Source organism: Streptomyces sp. NPDC059499, from assembly GCF_042749285.1.
In the GTDB taxonomy this organism is placed as follows: domain Bacteria; phylum Actinomycetota; class Actinomycetes; order Streptomycetales; family Streptomycetaceae; genus Streptomyces.
In genome coordinates this window covers 165031-182668 of the sequence record NZ_JBHYTT010000008.1, presented here as the reverse complement: position 1 = coordinate 182668, position 17638 = coordinate 165031, and the positions used below count along the sequence as shown (strand labels likewise).

Here is a 17638-nt window from a genome sequence, read left to right as displayed (position 1 = left end):
AACATCGCATCGCACTGACTCGGGGGAGGTCTCACGGCAGTGGTAAAGCCGAAAAGCGCCGCCATATCGGATCTGCCTGATCTCACCGGCACGTCCCTGGAGGCGTTGCGCGCTCGATCGAACGACGACAGAGCGGCCGCCAAGAAGCGGCTGCTGGAGGAAGTCGGGCGGTCGGCCAGAAGCGTTGCAGGCGGGGAGAACAGCTGGACCACCTGACGTCCCCGGTCCGATCCGGCGCCAAGGCAGAGGGAGCGTATGTGCCCTGACTCACTGCACGAAGCGGAGTCGCGGCATTCACTGACACCTCAGCAATTCCGTGAACTCGCGCGCGCCGACGGCAGTCCCGCCACGCTCGCCGCGCTGTCGCGAGCCGAGTACAGCCACCGCCTGCTGTTGTTCGATCTGCTGATGGATGCTCTCAGCCCTCTGGCCGGGGTGACCGGCCGGCTCCCTTCCGCCCAGCGCGCCTGGGACCTGCTCGCCGCGGCACAGCACCGGAATCCGGCAGCGGTGGAGGAATTGCTCCTCCTTCCGGAAACCGGGCTGTGGCTTACCCGGCTGCTGACCCGGCTGCGCTCCGCCGGCCGTGCCGAGACCCCTCTGTGGGCCGAGGCAGGACATCTGCACACCCTGGCCGCCGTGGCCGCCGCACGGGCGGGCCTCACCTTCAGCTTTCCCGTCCCGGCCCTCCAGGAGAGCGTCTGGCTGCCCACGATGGGACTGGCGCGGCTGCCCTCGGTGCACCGGCAGCGGAACGCCTGGACGGTGGCGGAGGTCCGATCGGTGTGCGGCCGGCTCACCCTCAGGGGTGCGTACGGTCATCTCCGTCTGCCCTCCGGCCCGGAGCGCCCGGCGCGTGGCTGGCTGCCCCAGCGTCGGCCGGCTCTCGGCGCGGGCGCTTCCCGCCGGATCACCCTGGACGACCTCGGCCACCACCGGCTCGCTCCTCTGCCGGACGGTGCGGCCGAGCGGTTGACGCAGAGCGCGTACGACTCATGGAGCAGACTGCTGCAGGACGCGTACGGGCTGTTGACCACCGTGGATCCGCCCACGGCCGTCGCGGCCGTCGGGTTGCTGCGCTCCGTCCAGCCGATGCCGGCCCACGAACGGTTCCGGGTACGCAGCGTCAGCAGCGGGCACGGCGTCGGCGGCCTGGCATCGTCCCTGCCGGATAACGCGCCGCTCTGCGCGGCCACGCTGGTGCACGAACTCCAGCACAGCAAGCTCAGCGCGCTGATGCACCTGTACCCGCTCCACGAGCCCGCACCCCCGGGCGAGCAGCAGCGCTTCTACTACGCTCCGTGGCGCGATGACCCCCGGCCGCTCGGGGGAATGCTGCAGGGCGCCTACGCCTTCACCGCGGTGGCGCGGTTCTGGGGTGCCTGCGCCGTGCGGTTCACAGGTCACATGAGCAGCCTCGCCCGCTTCGAAAGTGCCCTGTGGCTCGGCCAGCTGGCCGATGTCGTGCCGGACCTGGCCACCGATCCCACCCTGACCGCGCTGGGACGTGACGCCTTGCAGGACCTGCTCGGGGCGGTCCTCCAGCTGCACGACCGCACCCGTGAGGGCACAGAGGCGACAATGGCCCGCCGGATGGCCGCCGATCACCGGGCGACGTGGAGGCTGGCCCATGTACGGCCTCATCCGGACGACGTGGGGCGGCTGGCGGCCGCCTGGTGCGAGGGCCGGAAGCAACCGCCCGCGCTGCCACGGCGTCCGCACCCGGACATCCGGGAATCCCGGGCGCGGCACCTCGACGCCCGCGCCATGCTCGTGCGCGTCGGCCTCGCCGACCCTGCCGCACTCGACAAGATGCGCGGCAGCCAGGGTGACCACGTGCCCGGGGTCGCCGGGGCCCGGCCGGCCGATGTCCTGTGGGCCTGCGCCGAGTTCGCCGCCGCGCGACGCCTCTACGTACAGGAGATCCGGAGCGCATCCGCCGGCCCCGGGGCATGGACGGGTCTGGGGCTGGCCCTGGCGGACGCCGACCGCGCCCCGGAGGCCGTCAAGGCCCTGACGGAGGTGCCTGAAAGGGTGGCGGCCGTTCACGGTGCCGCCCGGCGGATGTCACAGCGGACCCCGGACCCGATCGCCCTGGCCGCTTGGCTCGGCCAGGGCGATACCGGTCCGCCCGGCCTCCGTTAGATCGGCATGGGGTCGACGTCGCAGTTGGCCCGGCGCCAGGCGAGCGTGTCGGCGCTGGCCCGGTGATCCGGTCCCAACTGCTCGTTGATCGCGTCCACAGCACTCCGGTGCAGTTCCTCGGCCTCACCGGTACGGCCCAGCGCCCTCAGGTCCGACGCCGTGTTGCCACGAAGCACCAGCACAGTGGGGTGGGACTCGCCGAACTTCTCGACCAGCGCTGCCGTCGTCTTCCGGTCGAGTTCCAGGGCGGCGGCCGCATCTCCCTGGGCGAAGAGGTCGTTGGCCAGGTTGATCGCGCAGATCAAGGTGTGCGGGTGTGTGTCGCCGAGCGGTGCCCGGAAGCGGGCCAGTGCCGACTCGTTCAGCTTCCGCGCCTCGTCCACCCGGTCGAGCAGTCGCAGCGTCACGGCCAGATTGGCATCGGCCGCGACGGTGTGCGGATGGTCCTTGCCGAATACCTCCGCGTACAACGCCCGGGTCCGCTCCCCCAGCGTCAGCGCCTCCTGGAGCTTCCCGTTCTGCCGCAGGTCGATGGAGAGGTTGAGCGAGGCCTGCAGACCGTCGGGACTGCGCTCGCCGTACCGGTCGATGAGTGCGGTCCGGGCCATCTCGGTGCTGAGCTGCGCGGCCTCGTGATGGCCCGCCTTGCGCTGCGCCACCCCGAGCCTCGCCACCGCCCGCAGGGCGGACGGGTGGAATTCGCCGAACGTACTGCGGAACGTGTCGACCGCGTCCTCACAGGCCTTCTCCGACGCGGCGTACTCCCCGAGTTCCTGCTTGTCCAGGGTGAATGAGACCTCCGAGTTGAGGGTGGTGGGCGCGTCCGCGCCGAACATCTGCACCTTGGTGCGCCAGCTCGCCTCGTCCAGGTCCCGCGCTTCGCGGAAGAGGCCGTTGCCGCGCCGGGTCACCGCGAGGTTGTGGGCGTGGAGCAGGGTCTCGGGGTCCTCGTCGCCGTACGACCTGACGGCCCGCGCGTAGACCTCCTCGTCGAACTCCAGCGCGCCCCGGAAGTCCCCGCGCGCCCGGCGGTCGCCGGACACCTGGCCCTTGACGCGCAGGTACTCCTCCTCGAGATCCGGGCTGGCCCCCTCCAGGGTGGCAAGCATGCGCTCCCCGAGGGCCGCGGCCTGCGGATAGCGGCCCATCGTCCACATGATGAAGCGCACATGCCGACCGAGAATCAGCGTCTGGGGGTCGTCCTCGCCGAAGAGCCGGCACCAGTTCTCGTACGTCTCGCTGGAGAAGTCCAGCGCCGCCTCGTGATCGCCCCAGTAGAAGAGGTACTCCGCGACGTTGTAGACCATCTGGCGCACATTGCGGTGGGGTGAGAGCGACGCCTTGGAGGCGATGACATGCGGGTAGAGCTCACCGAAACGCGTCCAGTTCTGCGGGGCGCGCGGGTCGCTGGGTGCGTTCGCCGCGAGGAGCAGGTGCGCTCCGTGCCGGAACGTACGGCGCTGCTCCTCGGCCATGCGCGCTTCGAGCACCGCCTGGACCAGCCGGTGCATCTGGATCGAGTTGGTGCGGTGGTCGATCTTGGCCAGGGAGTAGCGGCTGATCTCGCGGATGGCCCGGCTGAGCCGGATCGGGTCGGTGAAGATCCGGTCCAGCTCCGGGGCGATCGGCTCGGAAACCGCGTTGGAGAAGAACTGCCTGGAGACCGGTTCCGGCGCGAAATAGGCGCACAGTTCCAGGAGTTGGATGGCCCCGGCGTTCTTCCCCTCGACGTGGTCGAGGGAGACGTTCCACGCGGTGGCGACGGTCTTCTCGTACTGAGTCGGCGGGGACACCGCCATCAGCTCAGCGCTCTTCTCTTCGAACACCCTCAGATATTCGGCCGGAGGCATGCCGGTCTCTGCGCGCCACGCCGATGCCTGCTCCACCGCGAGCGGCAGGTCGCCGAGGACCTCGGCGAGCATGTCCGCGTCCGCGGTGGACAGATCGGGATTGCGCCGCCGCAGCAGCTGGATGCTTTCTTCCCGCTCGAACACATCGACTTCCAACGGGTGGGCCAAGGTGTTCCACTGGGGATTACGCGATGTCACGATTACGGAGCCTACCGGTCCGCCCGCCGGCGTGCTCGGGAAGTATTCCTGCACCGCTGCCGGACTTTCAGCGTTATCGAACACCAGAAGCCATTTACCGTACGGGTTTCCGATGCGCAGCGCCTCCAGGACGGCCGGCACCGCGGTAATCGCCTCGCTGCTCACCGGAAGGTGGAGTCGCCGGGCCAGTTCGACAAACGCCTGCTGAATTTGCGTAGGCCGCTCTGCCGGGATCCAGCAGACAACTTCGTATTCGGCGGCATGTCGGTATACATATTCAAGTGCGAGTTGCGACTTCCCGACACCGCCCATTCCGTGCAGTGCATGCGGGAGCACCGCGGTCGGCCCGTCCTGCAGGCCGCGTTCCAGGTTGACCAGCAATTCTTCGCGTCCGGTGAATACGAGGTTCCTCGGCGGCATGTTGCCCCAGACGGCGGGCATGGGCGGCCGCCCACCGCTTCCGGCCGGGGGTGCCGGGGGTGCCGGGGCCGGGCTCTCTACCGAGGGGCGGACCGTACTCACTTGTGGGCCTCCAGGGGCGGGGATCGTACTGTCGGTGTCGTCGGGGAGTGTCTCATCGGGAGAAGGCCGCGAAGGGTTGCGTCCGGCATCGCCCCCGGGCGTGTTCGCAGCGGCCGGCGGACCGGCCCCTATGTGTTCGCCGAGGCGCCGGGCGCGGTGGAGATGATTTCCGGAAATCGCCTGCAGAGCCGCATGTTCGGCCTGCCGGAAGCGAAGGTTCTCCGTAGTCGACTCGACCGTCGTGAGCGCTTCCTCATGGTGCGGCGACTCTTCGGAACCATGTAAGTAGCCGAGGAACTCCCGCGCCGCTTCATTGCGCGGGGCCAGAAACTCTGCCGCCTTTTTCAGGGCCCTTGCCGTGGCCGTTCTGCTGCCTGCGGCGAGTAGTTCCTCGCGGGCACCGTCGACGAATACGTAGGACTCCCCGTCGCACCCGGGCAGCGGATCGACCAATGGGCTGATCAACAGCTCCGCGAGGTGCGCCCGCGAGGCGCGCGGCATGACCTGCCGCTTCACCTCGGACATGGTTTCCAGGTCCAGCTGTACCGCGGCCAGGCGCGTGGCCAGCGAGAATGCCTCCGCCGAAGCCTTCGTGCGGAACCGCGCAACCAGTTCGGCGGCGGTCAGCCCCTGAACGGGTGACGGCACGGGAGACGGCAGCGGCCGGGTACTGGTGAGGATCGCCGCCATGTCCGCCCAGCGCGGCGTGGTTCCCGCGACGAACCGGGCCCAGGGACCGATCCACTCGGCGCCCAGTTCCAGCACCGGGACGAGGACGACCTGATCGGAGGGATCGCGCGGGAGCGACGCGGCAAGCGGTTCGGCGGGCTCCCAGTGCACCTGCGCATTGGCGGACCACGGCCCTTGGGCACGGAGTCGCACCCGTACCGGAAAGAGTCCTGTGCTGGGCCACAGGCGCTGTGGCAGCAGCTGGAGCACCACCACGGGCTGGAACTTCCCCCAGAGGGCGGCCAGTCGCTGCGCCGCCCCGGAACGCCAGGCGGGCGCGACGCCGTCCGTCACCAGGAAGACGATCTGCCGTGCCGTCGGGTCGACGAGGCCGCGCGGCGGCTGCGGGTGCGACGCCTGCTCGTGGCCGCGCAGCAGCACACGCGTGGCATCCGCGGTATCGAGCGTCATCGTTTTCACGTCGCGCATTCCGCCGTACCGGCTCAGCATCGTCCGGAAGTGCTTCACCGCCGGCCGCCACATGGTCATGTGCGGGGCCGTGTCGACCACCAGGACCGCGCTCCGTTGCCGCTCAGGCTCGGCCGTGAGCACCGGTGGCAGATGCGGGGCCGCCGCGATCCGTTCCGCCGTCGCCGACTCGTCCAGGACGTCGAAGTGCGCGGACGCGACGAAGGAGCGCAGCGGACGCAGCGCACGACCGAGGCTCAGACGGTCGCGCGGGGGGCGGTCGGCCGCGCCGGGACCGGCGGCTGCGCGCAGCTGCGGGATCGCGGGCAGTTCGGCCGTCGGCGCGAGGGTGTCCCTCGTATCCGGCCCGCCGGCGGGTGGCGGTCCGTCGTCCCGTGCGGCAGGCGGCAGCGGTTCGGGCCCCGGAGGCCGCTGCTGTTCCGGCTGCGGCGCGTCGTCCCTGTCCGGCCGCTCCGGCTCGGTCACCCGGTCGTCGTCCCGCTGTGCGGAAGCGGGCTCCGACGGCTCGGCGTCCTCATGACCGATGTCCGTCAGGTCCTCGTCGGTGGCCAGTCCAGGATGGTTCGCCGCCAGCCATAACGAGTCGGCCACTTCCCATGGGTACAGACCGGTGAGAGGCAGCGGATCGCCGTCAGGCGCGCTCATGGGACCGTCGCGACGGTGCCGCGCACCAGCGCCTCCGGTCCTCGAAGATTCCCCGGTCACCCCGAATCCGCCCCTTCACCGCCCAGCGGGTGCCAAATGGCGGCGAGGACCGATTGCCACTCGTTGGCGTCGCTTCCGTCCTGCTGGTAGAGGCCCGATGTCGCCAAATGCGCGGCATTCAGCAACTGATCGGCGGCCAGCCCGCCCATCCGGGAGCTCCTTCGGAGAAAGTCACGGATCAGCGCGTCCTGCCTGTCGCCGAGGAGATCTCCGAAATGTCCGGAGACGAGTTCTCCCAGCGTCTCCGCGTCGGGGTCAGGAATGTCGAGCCGCAGACAGCGCCGCATAAACGCTTCGGGGAAATCGCGTTCACCATTCGAGGTCATGACGACGACGGGGAAGACGTGAGCCCTGACCACGCCGTTCTCGACCACCGCGCTGTGGCCGGGATCAGCCGTATGGACGGTGGTTAATGCCTCCGTCTGCTTCACCCGTACGAGGGGTGGCACGTCGAACCAGGCGTCCTCGAACAGGGTCAGGAGGTCATTGGGCAGATCGGCGTCGCACTTGTCGATCTCGTCGATGAGGACCACGCGCGGCAGCCGGTAGGGGAGCATGCCCGTGCCCAGCGGACCCAGCTGGACGTAGTTCCCGACGCTGGGCCGTCCGGCGCCTTCGGCCGCGTCCTGGGTCGCCTGCGCGCGTCCGATGGCGTCGTACTCGTACAGACCGGAGGTCAGCGTCGTCCGGCTGGTGACGGGCCAGTGCAACACCCGTCCGAGCCGTAACTCCCGGGCGATCCGGTAGGCGAGGCCCGACTTTCCCACTCCCGGCCGTCCGGTGACCAACAGGGGCCTGCGGAGCAGGAGCGCGGCGTTCACCAGGCGAAGCTCCTCGGCGCGAGGGACGCGCCGGCGTCCTGGCGGGCCGAGCCGGCGGTCGGCCTCGTCGTCGTCCGGTGGCTGAGGCATGGTCGCCGCGCTGCGGAAGGTGCGCCACGGCGGCCCTTCGGGCCAGGTGCGCTGCTCGTACGCCTCGTCGGGTAACGGGTCTCCGGTGCCCCGGTAGAGCCGGCCGTCGTTGTCCGCCGCGTTCACTCGGTCCCCCCTACAAAGGTGGCAGGAGCGTTCTGCCCGCCCTCAAGAAGATGCTCGGGGTCGTCCCAGATCATGCTCATCGAACGGATCGCGTCAACGTCTCGCTCCCGTACAGCACTTGACGCGCCTGCGACCGTGGCGCGGACGGCAACGTCGGACTTCCACTGTTGCGCACTTTCAGGAAGGTGTGCCAGCCCCTCATTGGCCAAGCTTTCACGAATAATGCTCCGGAACACCGCTGACGCGGGATCCGCCCGGTGGTAGACGACTATGGGCACTCCGAGGTCCAGGGCGAGACTCAGCTCGCGCAGGCCCAATTCGCTCTCGCGGTGCGGCGGCCTGCTGAGCACCATGCCGACCACGTCGTCGTCCCGCCCGATCTTCGCGTCCAGCAGGGCAAGGTGCTCGGCATCCGTCAGCCCTTCGGGAGCGCATTCGTACAACTGGCCCCGGCCGTCGCCGGTCCGCCAGTGCGCCCAGCGGGCGCGCCACGCGTTGTGGAAGGTGGGACGCTGTACGCGCTCCAGGCTGTGCAGCATGATCTCCCGGTATCGGCTCAGCAGAGCGTTCGGAAAGCCCAGCGAGGGATCACGATCCCACCACTCCACGGGCTCGGTGAGCAGCTCCGCCGGAAGGAAGATCTCCAAGGCGGCATTGTCCGCGCGGGAGTGGCGCAACTGCGTCATGTGAGTGAGTAACTTAGCCATCTCATATGGTAGTTGAGACCTGGTCACTGATTCCAGCGGCTCGGTGTGAGGATCCCGCTGGAGTGCGTTCGAGTCCGGATATCTGACACAGGCGGAGACGTAGTAGCGCTGCGCCCTGCTCATCCGCCGCCGGCCCGCGCCGCTGTGGGGCGTACGGTCCGGCTCCACCTTGACGTAGATCCTGATCAGCGGCCGGGCCGGGCCGCCCCGCCCGCGTTCCGGGACGTCATCGGAACCGGCGGTGCGGGGGTCGGCGCCGTCCCTGAGGGCGGCCCGCAGTTCGGCCAGCGGCACGGACAGGTTCCACAGGTCGGCGAAGTGATCGTTCCACATACGCAACTCACCTACGTCCGAAGCCACTTCGGGGAAGAGTGACAGGTGCTCCAGAAAGGCCATGGCGGGCATCAGTTCGCCGGGGCGCCCGTTCTGGTCGGCCAGATGGAGGAATGCCTCCCAGGGCGTTGCGCAGTTCTCGGGCAGGCGTGCCAGACCGCCCGTCGCCCGGTCCACCAGGGCACCGAAATCGGCCACCGGCACATCCAGCACGCGGCGCAGTGGCTCCCAGTCAGGACCCGGGAACGCCAGCCGCGCCTTCCACTGCGACAGCAGGAGGAGCAGAGCCGGTTCCAGAGCGGGTGTGACCAGGCAGGTGGCCTCGACCAGGAGATCCATGCCGTCGTCCAACGCGGCGCAGCTGTACACGATGCTGACGAATTCCTGACGTGTCACGGTGAAGCTCGCGGGCGTCAGGCCGGAAATGTGCTGGTGGATCATCTGACGCCACAGGTCCCGGCTGCTGTCGTTGATGAGCCGCCCCGCCGGGTCCTCCAGCGCTTTGATCACCGCGCGCAGGACGCGGTGTTGTACGGCATCGAATCCTCCCGTGGCCACGCGCGTCCTCTCTTGCACCGTGACGTGTGTCCGAGTCGAGGTGGGGGCCCAGGGTAAGGGCTCCCCGATCAGCCGGGAAGTGCATCGGCGAGGACCCGGTAGAGATCCGCGTTGGCCCAGTAGGAGCTGTGGGCCGCGGAGACCGGCTGACGGTTGTCCACAGCCACATCCGTGACGCGCGGGTCGCGCCCGAAGGCCTCGGCAGCAAGGTAGGAGAGCAGGTCGCGGCGGTCGTGGACGTTGAGCCAGCGGGGGAACGCGCCGGGCAGTCCGGTGCCGTAGGGAAGGGACGGCAGCGCGTCCAGTTCGTACAGCAGGGGCGCCTGCGAACCCACTGTCACCAGCATGTCCGCGACGGGGTTCGAGGCCTGGGCCGCCAGCAGGTCGAAGGCGATGATTCCGCCCAGGCTGTGCCCGAGCAGGACCACGGGCCCCCGGTCGGGGAGGGCCCGAATCGTCTCGGCCACATGGTCACGCACTGCTTGCCCACGTGTCAGATAGCTGAGGATGTCTCCGAAGAAGCCCACCGAGCGATTGCTGATCCGGGCTCGCCGCGACACCAGCATCCGAGAGCCGATCGAACGCTCGAAGAGTCGTGCCGAGTAGCCGAGGGCGGAGACCAGGGCGTCGTTCAGCCCCTTCGCGTCGCCACCGAGTTCGTTCGTGAGGAGGTCCACGAGTTCGTCCCGCTCCGGGACCGGGAACGCGCCGGCGTCCCTGGGCGACTGTGCCATCGCCCAGGCTGTCAGAGCACGGGCAGCCAGCCGGGGAAGGGCGTCGCCCCCGGCCGGCGCGACAGCGACGGCCCGGCGCAGTTCCTGGGCGGCCAGCAGGGCGGCGACCCCTTCGGTGACTGAAGGGCCGGATACGAAGGATCCCCACGCCGCACACACTGCATCGGACTCCTCCAACCGGGACAGCACGGCCAGGAGCTCGTCACCGGTGGAGACCACGCCCGGGGTGAAGAGGGCCGGGGATCCGGAACCGGACGGCTTCCCCGACATGGCGTACACGCCGAGCTCGGCGAACGGATCGGCGTACAGCATCGCCCAGCGCAGCCGCGCCTCGTCCGTTTCGCTGCCACCCTCGAAGCCGTCGGAGGGAAACGGGTACGGCCCGGCTGCCGCCACGCCGGATTCCGCCTTTCCGGCTGCTGTCTCCTCGGCCGTTGCCGCCAGGTACTCCGGGTATCCGGGTATCGATACGCCGCCCGCCCTCAGGTACGACCCGAGTGAGGTGCCCCAGTCGCAGGGTTCGACATGGACATCGGAGCGGACGCCGGCCAGGCCGGCCTTTATCTCTTCGAGTGCCTGGCTGTAGGACGGCTCACGCACGCCCGTACCGTGTACGAATAGAACCGTGACCATATTCGAGGACCCCCGTCCGAACTGGCCCGCAACGCGTGCCACTTGGCGATACTAACGGGGCTCTTGACGTCATGCAGCAGGGTCGGCGCGCCTGCCGGAGGGCCGGTCGCGCGCAGCTCGAGAACTGCGGGCGGCCCGCCGCTGCGCGCGCCGGCCTCTCAACCTCTCCCACGTCCACACCATGCTCCCCGAAGGCAGTTCCATGAGAGGGAAAGGCGCCCACCCAGGGCGGTGGGTCACCACGTCCCCACCCGCCCCTGCCGGTGGAATTCGGGAGCTCTACGGCTCAACAGCGGCCACTACCGCCGACGCCAGCTCCGCCGGCGGGGACCAGGAGCACAACGCCGCTCTACGAACGGTGTACCGCTCTTTCGGTAATGTCCGGCCCACTGCGCACGTGCTCGCCCTCATCGACGCGGCTGCCGCCCGCGGGTCAACCTGTCGGGCCGACGACTGAAGGACTCCGGCGCCACGTTCCCCCGAGACTCCGAGGGGCGCCCAGAAAGGGCCTCTGATGCATACGATGCAGGTCAGAGGCCCTTCCAGGGGCAGAACCGCCGGTAGCGTCGGACGAGTCGTGCCGTACGCCGGGTGCAGGCTCCCAAGGGCCCTCAGCGTCTGGTTCGTTCGCCTGCGCCGAGGAGGGTGTAGAGGAGGAGGGACGAGGCGAGGCCGACAGCCCAGCCGTAGTCGGCGAGGGGCTTCAGGAACGGGATCAGGCCGTCGGCGGGGAACGGCCCCTTGCCCGGGGCTGAGTGGGAGCCGCCCACCGCGAGAACGCCGCCGGTCACGAAGGCCGCCACGGCACGCCAGTTCCAGCCGTTGGTGTACCAGTAGCGGCCGCCGGGCCGGTAGAGGTCGGGCAGGTCCAGGACGGTGCGGCGGATGATCCAGTAGTCGGCGATCAGGATGCCGGCCACCGTGCCGAGCAGACCGCCCACCAGGCCGAGCCAGGTGAAGATGTACAGCTCGGGGGTCTCGGTGAGCTTCCACGGCATGATCAGGACGCCGACGACTCCCGTGATCAGGGCACCCGTACGGAAGTTGATGAACTTCGGTGCCAGGTTCGCCAGGTCGTACGCGGGTGACACGACGTTCGCGGCGATGTTCACGGAGATCGTTGCGATCAGGACGGTGATCAGGCCGAAGAGGAGCCCGAAGACGTTGTCGGTCTTGGCGACGAGCTGCACCGGGTCCCAGATGGCCTCCCCGTACACCGCCTGCGAGCCGGAGGTGACGAAGACGGAGAGCAGCGCGAAGAACGTCATGGTGGTCGGCAGCCCGAGCGACTGGCCCCAGATCTGGGCGCGTTGGCCGGCCCCGAAGCGGGTGAAGTCGGGGATGTTCAGCGACAGGGTGGACCAGAAGGCGATCATGCCCATCAGGGACGGGAAGAAGACCGGCCAGAAGTCGGACCCCCAGCCGAGCGCGGACGGCTGGTCCAGGAGCGGGCCGAGGCCGCCCGCCTTGACCGCGATCCACACCAGGAGGACCACCGCGCCGACGATGACGAAGGGCGCCGCCCAGTTCTCGAAGCGCCGCAGGGTGTCCATACCCCGGTAGATGATGGCGAGTTCGAGTACCCAGAAGAGGGCGAAGCAGAGCCAGAGCGTCCAGGGCTGCCCGCCGATCTCGTCGGCCTGTGCCCAGCCGCCGAAGATCTTGCCGAGCAGTGTGAAGATGCCGACTCCGCCGATCCATGTCTGGATCCCGAACCAGGCGCAGGCGACTCCCGCCCGGATCAGGGCGGGCAGGTTGGCGCCGCGCAGCCCGAAGGAGGCGCGGGCCAGCACGGGGAACGGGATCCCGTACTTGGGTCCGGCGTGTCCGGTGAGCAGCATCGGTGCCAGCACGATCAGGTTGGCCAGGGCGATCGTGAAGACGGCCTGCTTCCAGTCCATGCCGAGGGCGACGAGCCCCGAGGCAAGGAGCCAGGACGGGATGTTGTGCGCCATCCCGATCCACAGGGCGGCGAAGTTGTACGTCGTCCAGCGGCGCCGCTCCAGGGGGACGGGCAGCAGGTCGTCGTTGACGAAGCGGGGGTCGTCGGGGACGGATCCGGGGGCGAGTTCGATCCGGCCGGACGGGTCGGCTATCTGCTCCCCCGGACCGGGCGGTGAGCCGGCTGGGCCGGGTGGGACGGTGGCGGTCATGGCGACGGGGACCCTTCGCTCGGGAGCGGTGCCGTGCGGGGCGCGGGGGGTTGTGCGGTGCGGACGGTGGGTGGAGACGGTCGTGTGGGAACGGGTCAGGCGGAGAGCGCGGGAATGATCGTGGAACCGTAGGCGTCGATGGTCGCCTCCCGCGCGTCGTGCATGTTGTAGACGGCGAACTGGTCGACGCCCAGGTCCCGCAGGGCCTGCAGTTTCTCGATGTGCGCCTCGGCCGGGCCCAGCAGGCAGAACCGGTCGACGATCTCGTCGGGGACGAACGCGGTGTCCGGGTTCCCGGTGCGGCCGTGATGGCTGTAGTCGTATCCCGACCGTCCCGCGATGTACGCCGTGAGGGCTTCGGGCACGAGGTCCGAGTGCTCCCCGTACCGGGAGACGAGGTCGGCGACGTGGTTGCCGACCATCCCGCCGAACCAGCGGCACTGCTCGCGGGCGTGGTCCAGGTCCTCGCTCACGTAGGCGGGCGCGGCGACGCAGATGGTGATGGAGTCCGGGTCACGGCCGGCGTCGGCCGCCGCGTCCCGCACCGCCTTGACCATCCACTCGGTGAGGTAGGGATCGGCCAGCTGGAGGATGAAGCCGTCGGCCTTCTGTCCGGCGAGTGCGAGGGCCTTGGGTCCGTACGCCCCCATCCAGACGGGAAGTCGGCCGTTCTTCACCCAGGGGATCTGGACGGGCTGCCCGTCGACGGTGGCCTCGCGCCCCTCGGCGAGGTCGCGGATCACGTCGATGGCCTCGCCGAGCCTGGCCAGGGTGTTGGGCTTGCGGCCGGCCACGCGCATCGCCGAGTCGCCGCGCCCGATGCCGCAGACGGTGCGGTTGCCGTACATCTCGTTGAGGGTGGCGAAGGTGGAGGCGGTGACTTCCCAGGTGCGGGTGCCGGGGTTGGTGACCATCGGGCCGACGATCAGCCGTTCGGTGTGTTCCAGGATCCGGCTGTAGATGACGAAGGGCTCCTGCCAGAGCACCGCCGAGTCGAAGGTCCAGCCGTAGCGGAATCCGTTGCGCTCCGCACGGCGCATGAGTCCGACGACGGCCGAGGCGGGCGGGTCGGTCTGGAGGACGAGTCCGAAGTCCATGGCAGGTGCTCCTAGTCGAGGTACTGACAGGTGGCGCGCGGGGTGTACATGCCGTGACCGGCACGGCCGGTGAACTTCCGTTCGTCGACGACGACTTCACCGCGCGAGAGGACGGTCTCGACCTGGCCGGTGAGCTGCCTGCCCTCGTACGCCGAGTAGTCGACGTTCATGTGGTGCGTTTCGGCAGAGATGGTCTGCTGGGCGTGCGGGTCGTAGATGACGACGTCGGCGTCCGCGCCCGGCGCGATGGTGCCCTTCTTCGGGTAGAGGCCGAACATCCGGGCCGGAGAGGCACAGGCGATCTCGATCCAGCGGCGCCGGGTGATGTGGCCGTCCACGACGGCCTGGTGGAGGAGGTCCATGCGGTTCTCGACGCCGGGCATGCCGTTGGGGATCTTCGAGAAGTCGCCCCGGCCCATCTCCTTCTGCCCCGAGAAACAGAACGGGCAGTGGTCCGTGGAGACGACCTGCAGGTCGTTGTTCCGCAGACCGCGCCAGAGCACCTCCTGGTGTTCCTTGGGGCGCAGCGGGGTGGAGCAGACGTATTTCGCGCCTTCGAAGTCGGGCTCGGCAAGGTTGTCCGTGGAGAGGAAGAGGTACTGCGGACACGTCTCGCCGAAGACCGGGAGCCCCTTGTGGCGGGCTGCGGCGATCTCCGCGACGGCTTCGTCGGCCGAGACGTGGACCACGTACAGCGGCGATCCGGCGACCCTGGCGAGCTGGATGGCGCGGTGAGTGGCCTCTGCCTCCAGCGCCACCTTGCGTACGTCACCGTGGTAGCGGGGGTCGGTGCGGCCCTCGGCGAGTGCCTGCTCGACGAGGACGTCGATGGCGATGCCGTTCTCCGCGTGCATCATGATCAGCCCGCCGTTGCCGGAGGCCCGCTGCATGGCGCGCAGGATCTGCCCGTCGTCGCTGTAGAAGACGCCGGGGTAGGCCATGAACAGTTTGAACGAGGTGATGCCCTCGGCCACCAGGAGGTCCATCTCCTTGAGCGAGGACGCGTTCACGTCGGAGAGGATCATGTGGAACGCGTAGTCGATGGCGCAGTTGCCGTCGGCTTTCGCGTACCAGCTGTCGAGGCCTTCGCGTAGGGACCGGCCCATGCTCTGGATGGCGAAGTCGACGATCGTCGTGGTTCCGCCCCAGGCGGCGGCCCGGGTGCCGGTCTCGAAGGTGTCGGCGGCGAAGGTCCCGCCGAACGGCATCTCCATGTGCGTGTGCGCGTCGACACCGCCCGGGATGACGTATTTCCCGGTGGCGTCGATTCTCCTGTCGGCGTTCCAGCTCTCGGCCGCGTCGGTGCCTTGGGCGGCGAGGGCGACGATCCGTCCGCCCTCGATGAGTACGTCGGCGTGGATCTCGTCGGACGCGGTGATGACCAGGCCGCCGTGAATGACAGTGCGACTCATGTGCCCCTCCTCGCGGTGGCGGAATGGGTCTACGCACGTAGACACGGTGCGTGGTGAAGAACGTAGAAGTGGGTTACCCACTGTGGCAATACCGCTGCTGCTAACCCGTGAAGACGTTTCTGTTTCCGGCCCGGCACACCCCACCGGCCCAACGGCCGGCCGGGCGGCGCGCTGCCCGCCGGGCGGATGGGCGCTCCGGCGGGCAGCTGGGTCAGGTCGCCGCTTGCAGGGCGTCGGCCAGGATCGCCGCGCCTTCCTCGGCCTCGGCGACGGTGAGCGACAGGGGCGGTGCGATCCGAAGGACGCTGGTGCTGTGACCGCCGCCCTTCCCGATGAGCAGTCCGCCCGCACGGGCCGCTTCGAGCACGGCGGCCGCGGCATCCGGGTGCGCCTCGTCGGTGCCGGGTCTCACCAGTTCGATGCCGATCATGAGGCCCCTACCCCGCACCTCGCGCACGGCCGCGCAGCCCGCGCCGACCGCCCGGATGCGCTCGATGAGCAGTCCGCCGACCCTGCGGGCGTTGCCCTGGAGGTCGTGCTCCAGGTGGTACGAGAGGTTGGCCAGGCCCGCCGCCATGGTGACCGGAGAGCCGCCGAACGTCGAAATGGAGTTGGCGTCCAGGCAGTTCATGACCTCGGCGCGGGCGACGACTCCGCCGATGGACATGCCGTTGCCGATGCCCTTGGCGAAGGTCAGGATGTCCGGCGGCCCGTTCTCGGCATGAGCCTGCCAGCCCCAGAAGTGCTCACCGGTGCGCCCCCAGCCGGTCTGCACCTCGTCGGAGATCCACAGGATGCCGTGCCGGTCGAGGACCTCTCGGAAGGCCGCGTACAGCCCGTCCGGCGGCGCGGTGAATCCGCCCACGCCCTGGATGGGCTCGGCGATCAGCGCCGCGGGTTCCCTGGTGTGCCCGAGCAGATCCTCCAGATCGGCCACGCACGCCTTGATGAACCGGTCGTCGCTCAGCTCCGCGTACGGTCCGCGGGTCCGGACCCCGCCGTGGACGTACAGGGTCTGGAGCGGGGACAGGCTGGTGGGCGACCAGGCCTGGTTGCCGGTGATGGACACCGCCGAGAACGACCTGCCGTGGTAGCTGTTGCGCATCGCCAGGATCTGGTTCGACCTGCGGTATGCGGTGGCGAGCAGCAGGGCGGTGTCGTTGGCCTCGGTGCCCGAGGTGGTGAAGAAGACCCGGGCGTCGGGGATGCCGGAGAGCGTCGCGATGCGCTCGGCGAGCTCCACCATCGGACGGTTGAGGTAGAGGGTGGAGGAGTGGATGATCCGGCCGGCCTGCTCGGTGACGGCCTTGGTCACCTCGGGCAGGGCGTGCGCGGTCATGGTGGTGAGGATGCCGCCGAAGAAGTCGAGGTAGCGGTTGCCGTCCGCGTCCCAGACGTGGCGCCCCTCGCCGTGGGTGATCTCCAGCGGCTGCCGGTAGTAGAGGGCGAGCCAGTCGGGGCTGACGGCCAGGTGCCGCTCGTGCAGTCCGGTCACGGCTCCACCAGCCCGTCGTACGCGTCCGGCCGGCGGTCCCGGTAGAACGCCCACTGCTGCCGGACTTCGTCGATGAGTCCGAAGTCGAGGTCGCGTACGAGGAGTTCCTCCGCCTTGTCGCTGGCGACCTCGCCGACGAACTGGCCTCGCGGGTCGACGAAGTAGCTCGTGCCGTAGAAGTCGTTGTCGCCGTACTCCTCCTGGCCGACGCGGTTGATCGCGGCGATGAAGTACTCGTTGGCGACGGCGGAGGCGGGCTGTTCCAGCTGCCACAGGTAGCTGGAGAGGCCGCGCGAGGTGGCCGACGGGTTGTAGACCAACTGGGCGCCGTTCAGACCGAGTTGGCGCCAGCCCTCGGGGAAGTGACGGTCGTAGCAGATGTAGACGCCGACCCTGCCGACGGCGGTGTCGAAGACCGGCCAGCCGGCGTTCCCGGGCTTGAAGTAGTACTTCTCCCAGAAGCCCTTGACCTGGGGGATGTGGTGCTTGCGGTACTTGCCGAGGTACGAGCCGTCGGCGTCGATCACCGCCGCGGTGTTGTAGTAGAAACCGGACTGTTCGAGCTCGAAGACCGGCACGACGATCACCATGCCCGTCTCCCGGGCCAGGTCCTGCATCCGCCGGACGGTCGGCCCGTCCGGGACGGCTTCCGCCCAGCGGTAGTGCTCGGGTTCCTGCACCTGGCAGAAGTACGGGGCGTTGAACACCTCCTGGAAGCCAATGATCTTGGCGCCCTGCCGAGCTGCCTCGCGAGCATGGTCCTCATGCTTGGCGATCATGGATTCGGTATCGCCGGTCCAGGTCGCCTGGACAAGTGCGGCGCGTACGACGTGGGACATGAGCTGCTCCTTCGACGCGGCGTCAGAGAGCCTCTACGCGGTTTCTACGCCCGTAGACACGA

At 69.2% G+C, this 17638-nt stretch carries 10 protein-coding genes; 1 reads left to right on the top strand and 9 read right to left on the bottom strand.

Going from position 1 to position 17638, the window contains the following annotated elements:
- Positions 1–255 precede the first annotated feature (255 nt).
- Positions 256–2145, top strand: coding sequence for an aKG-HExxH-type peptide beta-hydroxylase (locus tag ACFW9O_RS20325; protein WP_384611057.1), 1890 nt, complete (start codon positions 256–258; stop codon positions 2143–2145).
- Here the strand turns inward: ACFW9O_RS20325 and fxsT are convergent.
- From fxsT to ACFW9O_RS20280, 9 genes are all read right to left on the bottom strand, one after another.
- Positions 2142–6464, bottom strand: a complete 4323-nt coding sequence (gene fxsT / locus ACFW9O_RS20320) for an FxSxx-COOH system tetratricopeptide repeat protein (RefSeq protein WP_384611055.1) — start codon at positions 6462–6464, stop codon at positions 2142–2144. The genes ACFW9O_RS20325 and fxsT overlap by 4 nt on opposite strands.
- 110 nt (positions 6465–6574) lie before the next feature.
- Entirely contained in the window at positions 6575–7615 is a 1041-nt protein-coding gene (locus ACFW9O_RS20315) for an AAA family ATPase (protein ID WP_351175945.1), read from the bottom strand.
- Positions 7612–9213, bottom strand: coding sequence for a hypothetical protein (locus ACFW9O_RS20310; protein ID WP_384611052.1), 1602 nt, complete (start codon positions 9211–9213; stop codon positions 7612–7614). Before ACFW9O_RS20310 ends, ACFW9O_RS20315 begins: the two co-directional genes overlap by 4 nt.
- Before the next feature lie 68 nt (positions 9214–9281).
- Positions 9282–10547, bottom strand: coding sequence for an alpha/beta fold hydrolase (locus tag ACFW9O_RS20305; protein ID WP_384611050.1), 1266 nt, complete (start codon positions 10545–10547; stop codon positions 9282–9284).
- Positions 10548–11191: 644 nt separating this feature from the next.
- A complete protein-coding gene (locus ACFW9O_RS20300) occupies positions 11192–12733 on the bottom strand; it encodes an NCS1 family nucleobase:cation symporter-1 (protein WP_351175951.1) in 1542 nt (513 codons plus the stop codon).
- Positions 12734–12828: 95 nt separating this feature from the next.
- Positions 12829–13830 (bottom strand): TIGR03842 family LLM class F420-dependent oxidoreductase, encoded by a 1002-nt coding sequence (locus ACFW9O_RS20295; RefSeq protein WP_351175953.1) that lies wholly within the window; start codon positions 13828–13830, stop codon positions 12829–12831.
- Between the two features lie 11 nt (positions 13831–13841).
- A complete protein-coding gene (hydA, locus tag ACFW9O_RS20290) occupies positions 13842–15242 on the bottom strand; it encodes a dihydropyrimidinase (protein ID WP_384611049.1) in 1401 nt (466 codons plus the stop codon).
- Between the two features lie 211 nt (positions 15243–15453).
- Positions 15454–16737 (bottom strand): aspartate aminotransferase family protein, encoded by a 1284-nt coding sequence (locus ACFW9O_RS20285; protein ID WP_384611047.1) that lies wholly within the window; start codon positions 16735–16737, stop codon positions 15454–15456.
- Entirely contained in the window at positions 16734–17576 is an 843-nt protein-coding gene (locus ACFW9O_RS20280; protein WP_329205942.1) for a nitrilase-related carbon-nitrogen hydrolase, read from the bottom strand. The genes ACFW9O_RS20285 and ACFW9O_RS20280 overlap by 4 nt, the downstream gene beginning before the upstream one ends.
- Positions 17577–17638 lie beyond the last annotated feature (62 nt).

Excerpts from the sequence above, each read along its gene's own strand:
- ACFW9O_RS20325 (WP_384611057.1), top strand. The coding sequence starts at position 256 with ATGTGCCCTGACTCACTGCACGAAGCGGAGTCGCGGCATTCACTGACA.
- ACFW9O_RS20300 (WP_351175951.1), bottom strand. The coding sequence starts at position 12,733 with ATGACCGCCACCGTCCCACCCGGCCCAGCCGGCTCACCGCCCGGTCCG.
- ACFW9O_RS20295 (WP_351175953.1), bottom strand. The coding sequence starts at position 13,830 with ATGGACTTCGGACTCGTCCTCCAGACCGACCCGCCCGCCTCGGCCGTC.
- hydA (WP_384611049.1), bottom strand. The coding sequence starts at position 15,242 with ATGAGTCGCACTGTCATTCACGGCGGCCTGGTCATCACCGCGTCCGAC.
- ACFW9O_RS20280 (WP_329205942.1), bottom strand. The coding sequence starts at position 17,576 with ATGTCCCACGTCGTACGCGCCGCACTTGTCCAGGCGACCTGGACCGGC.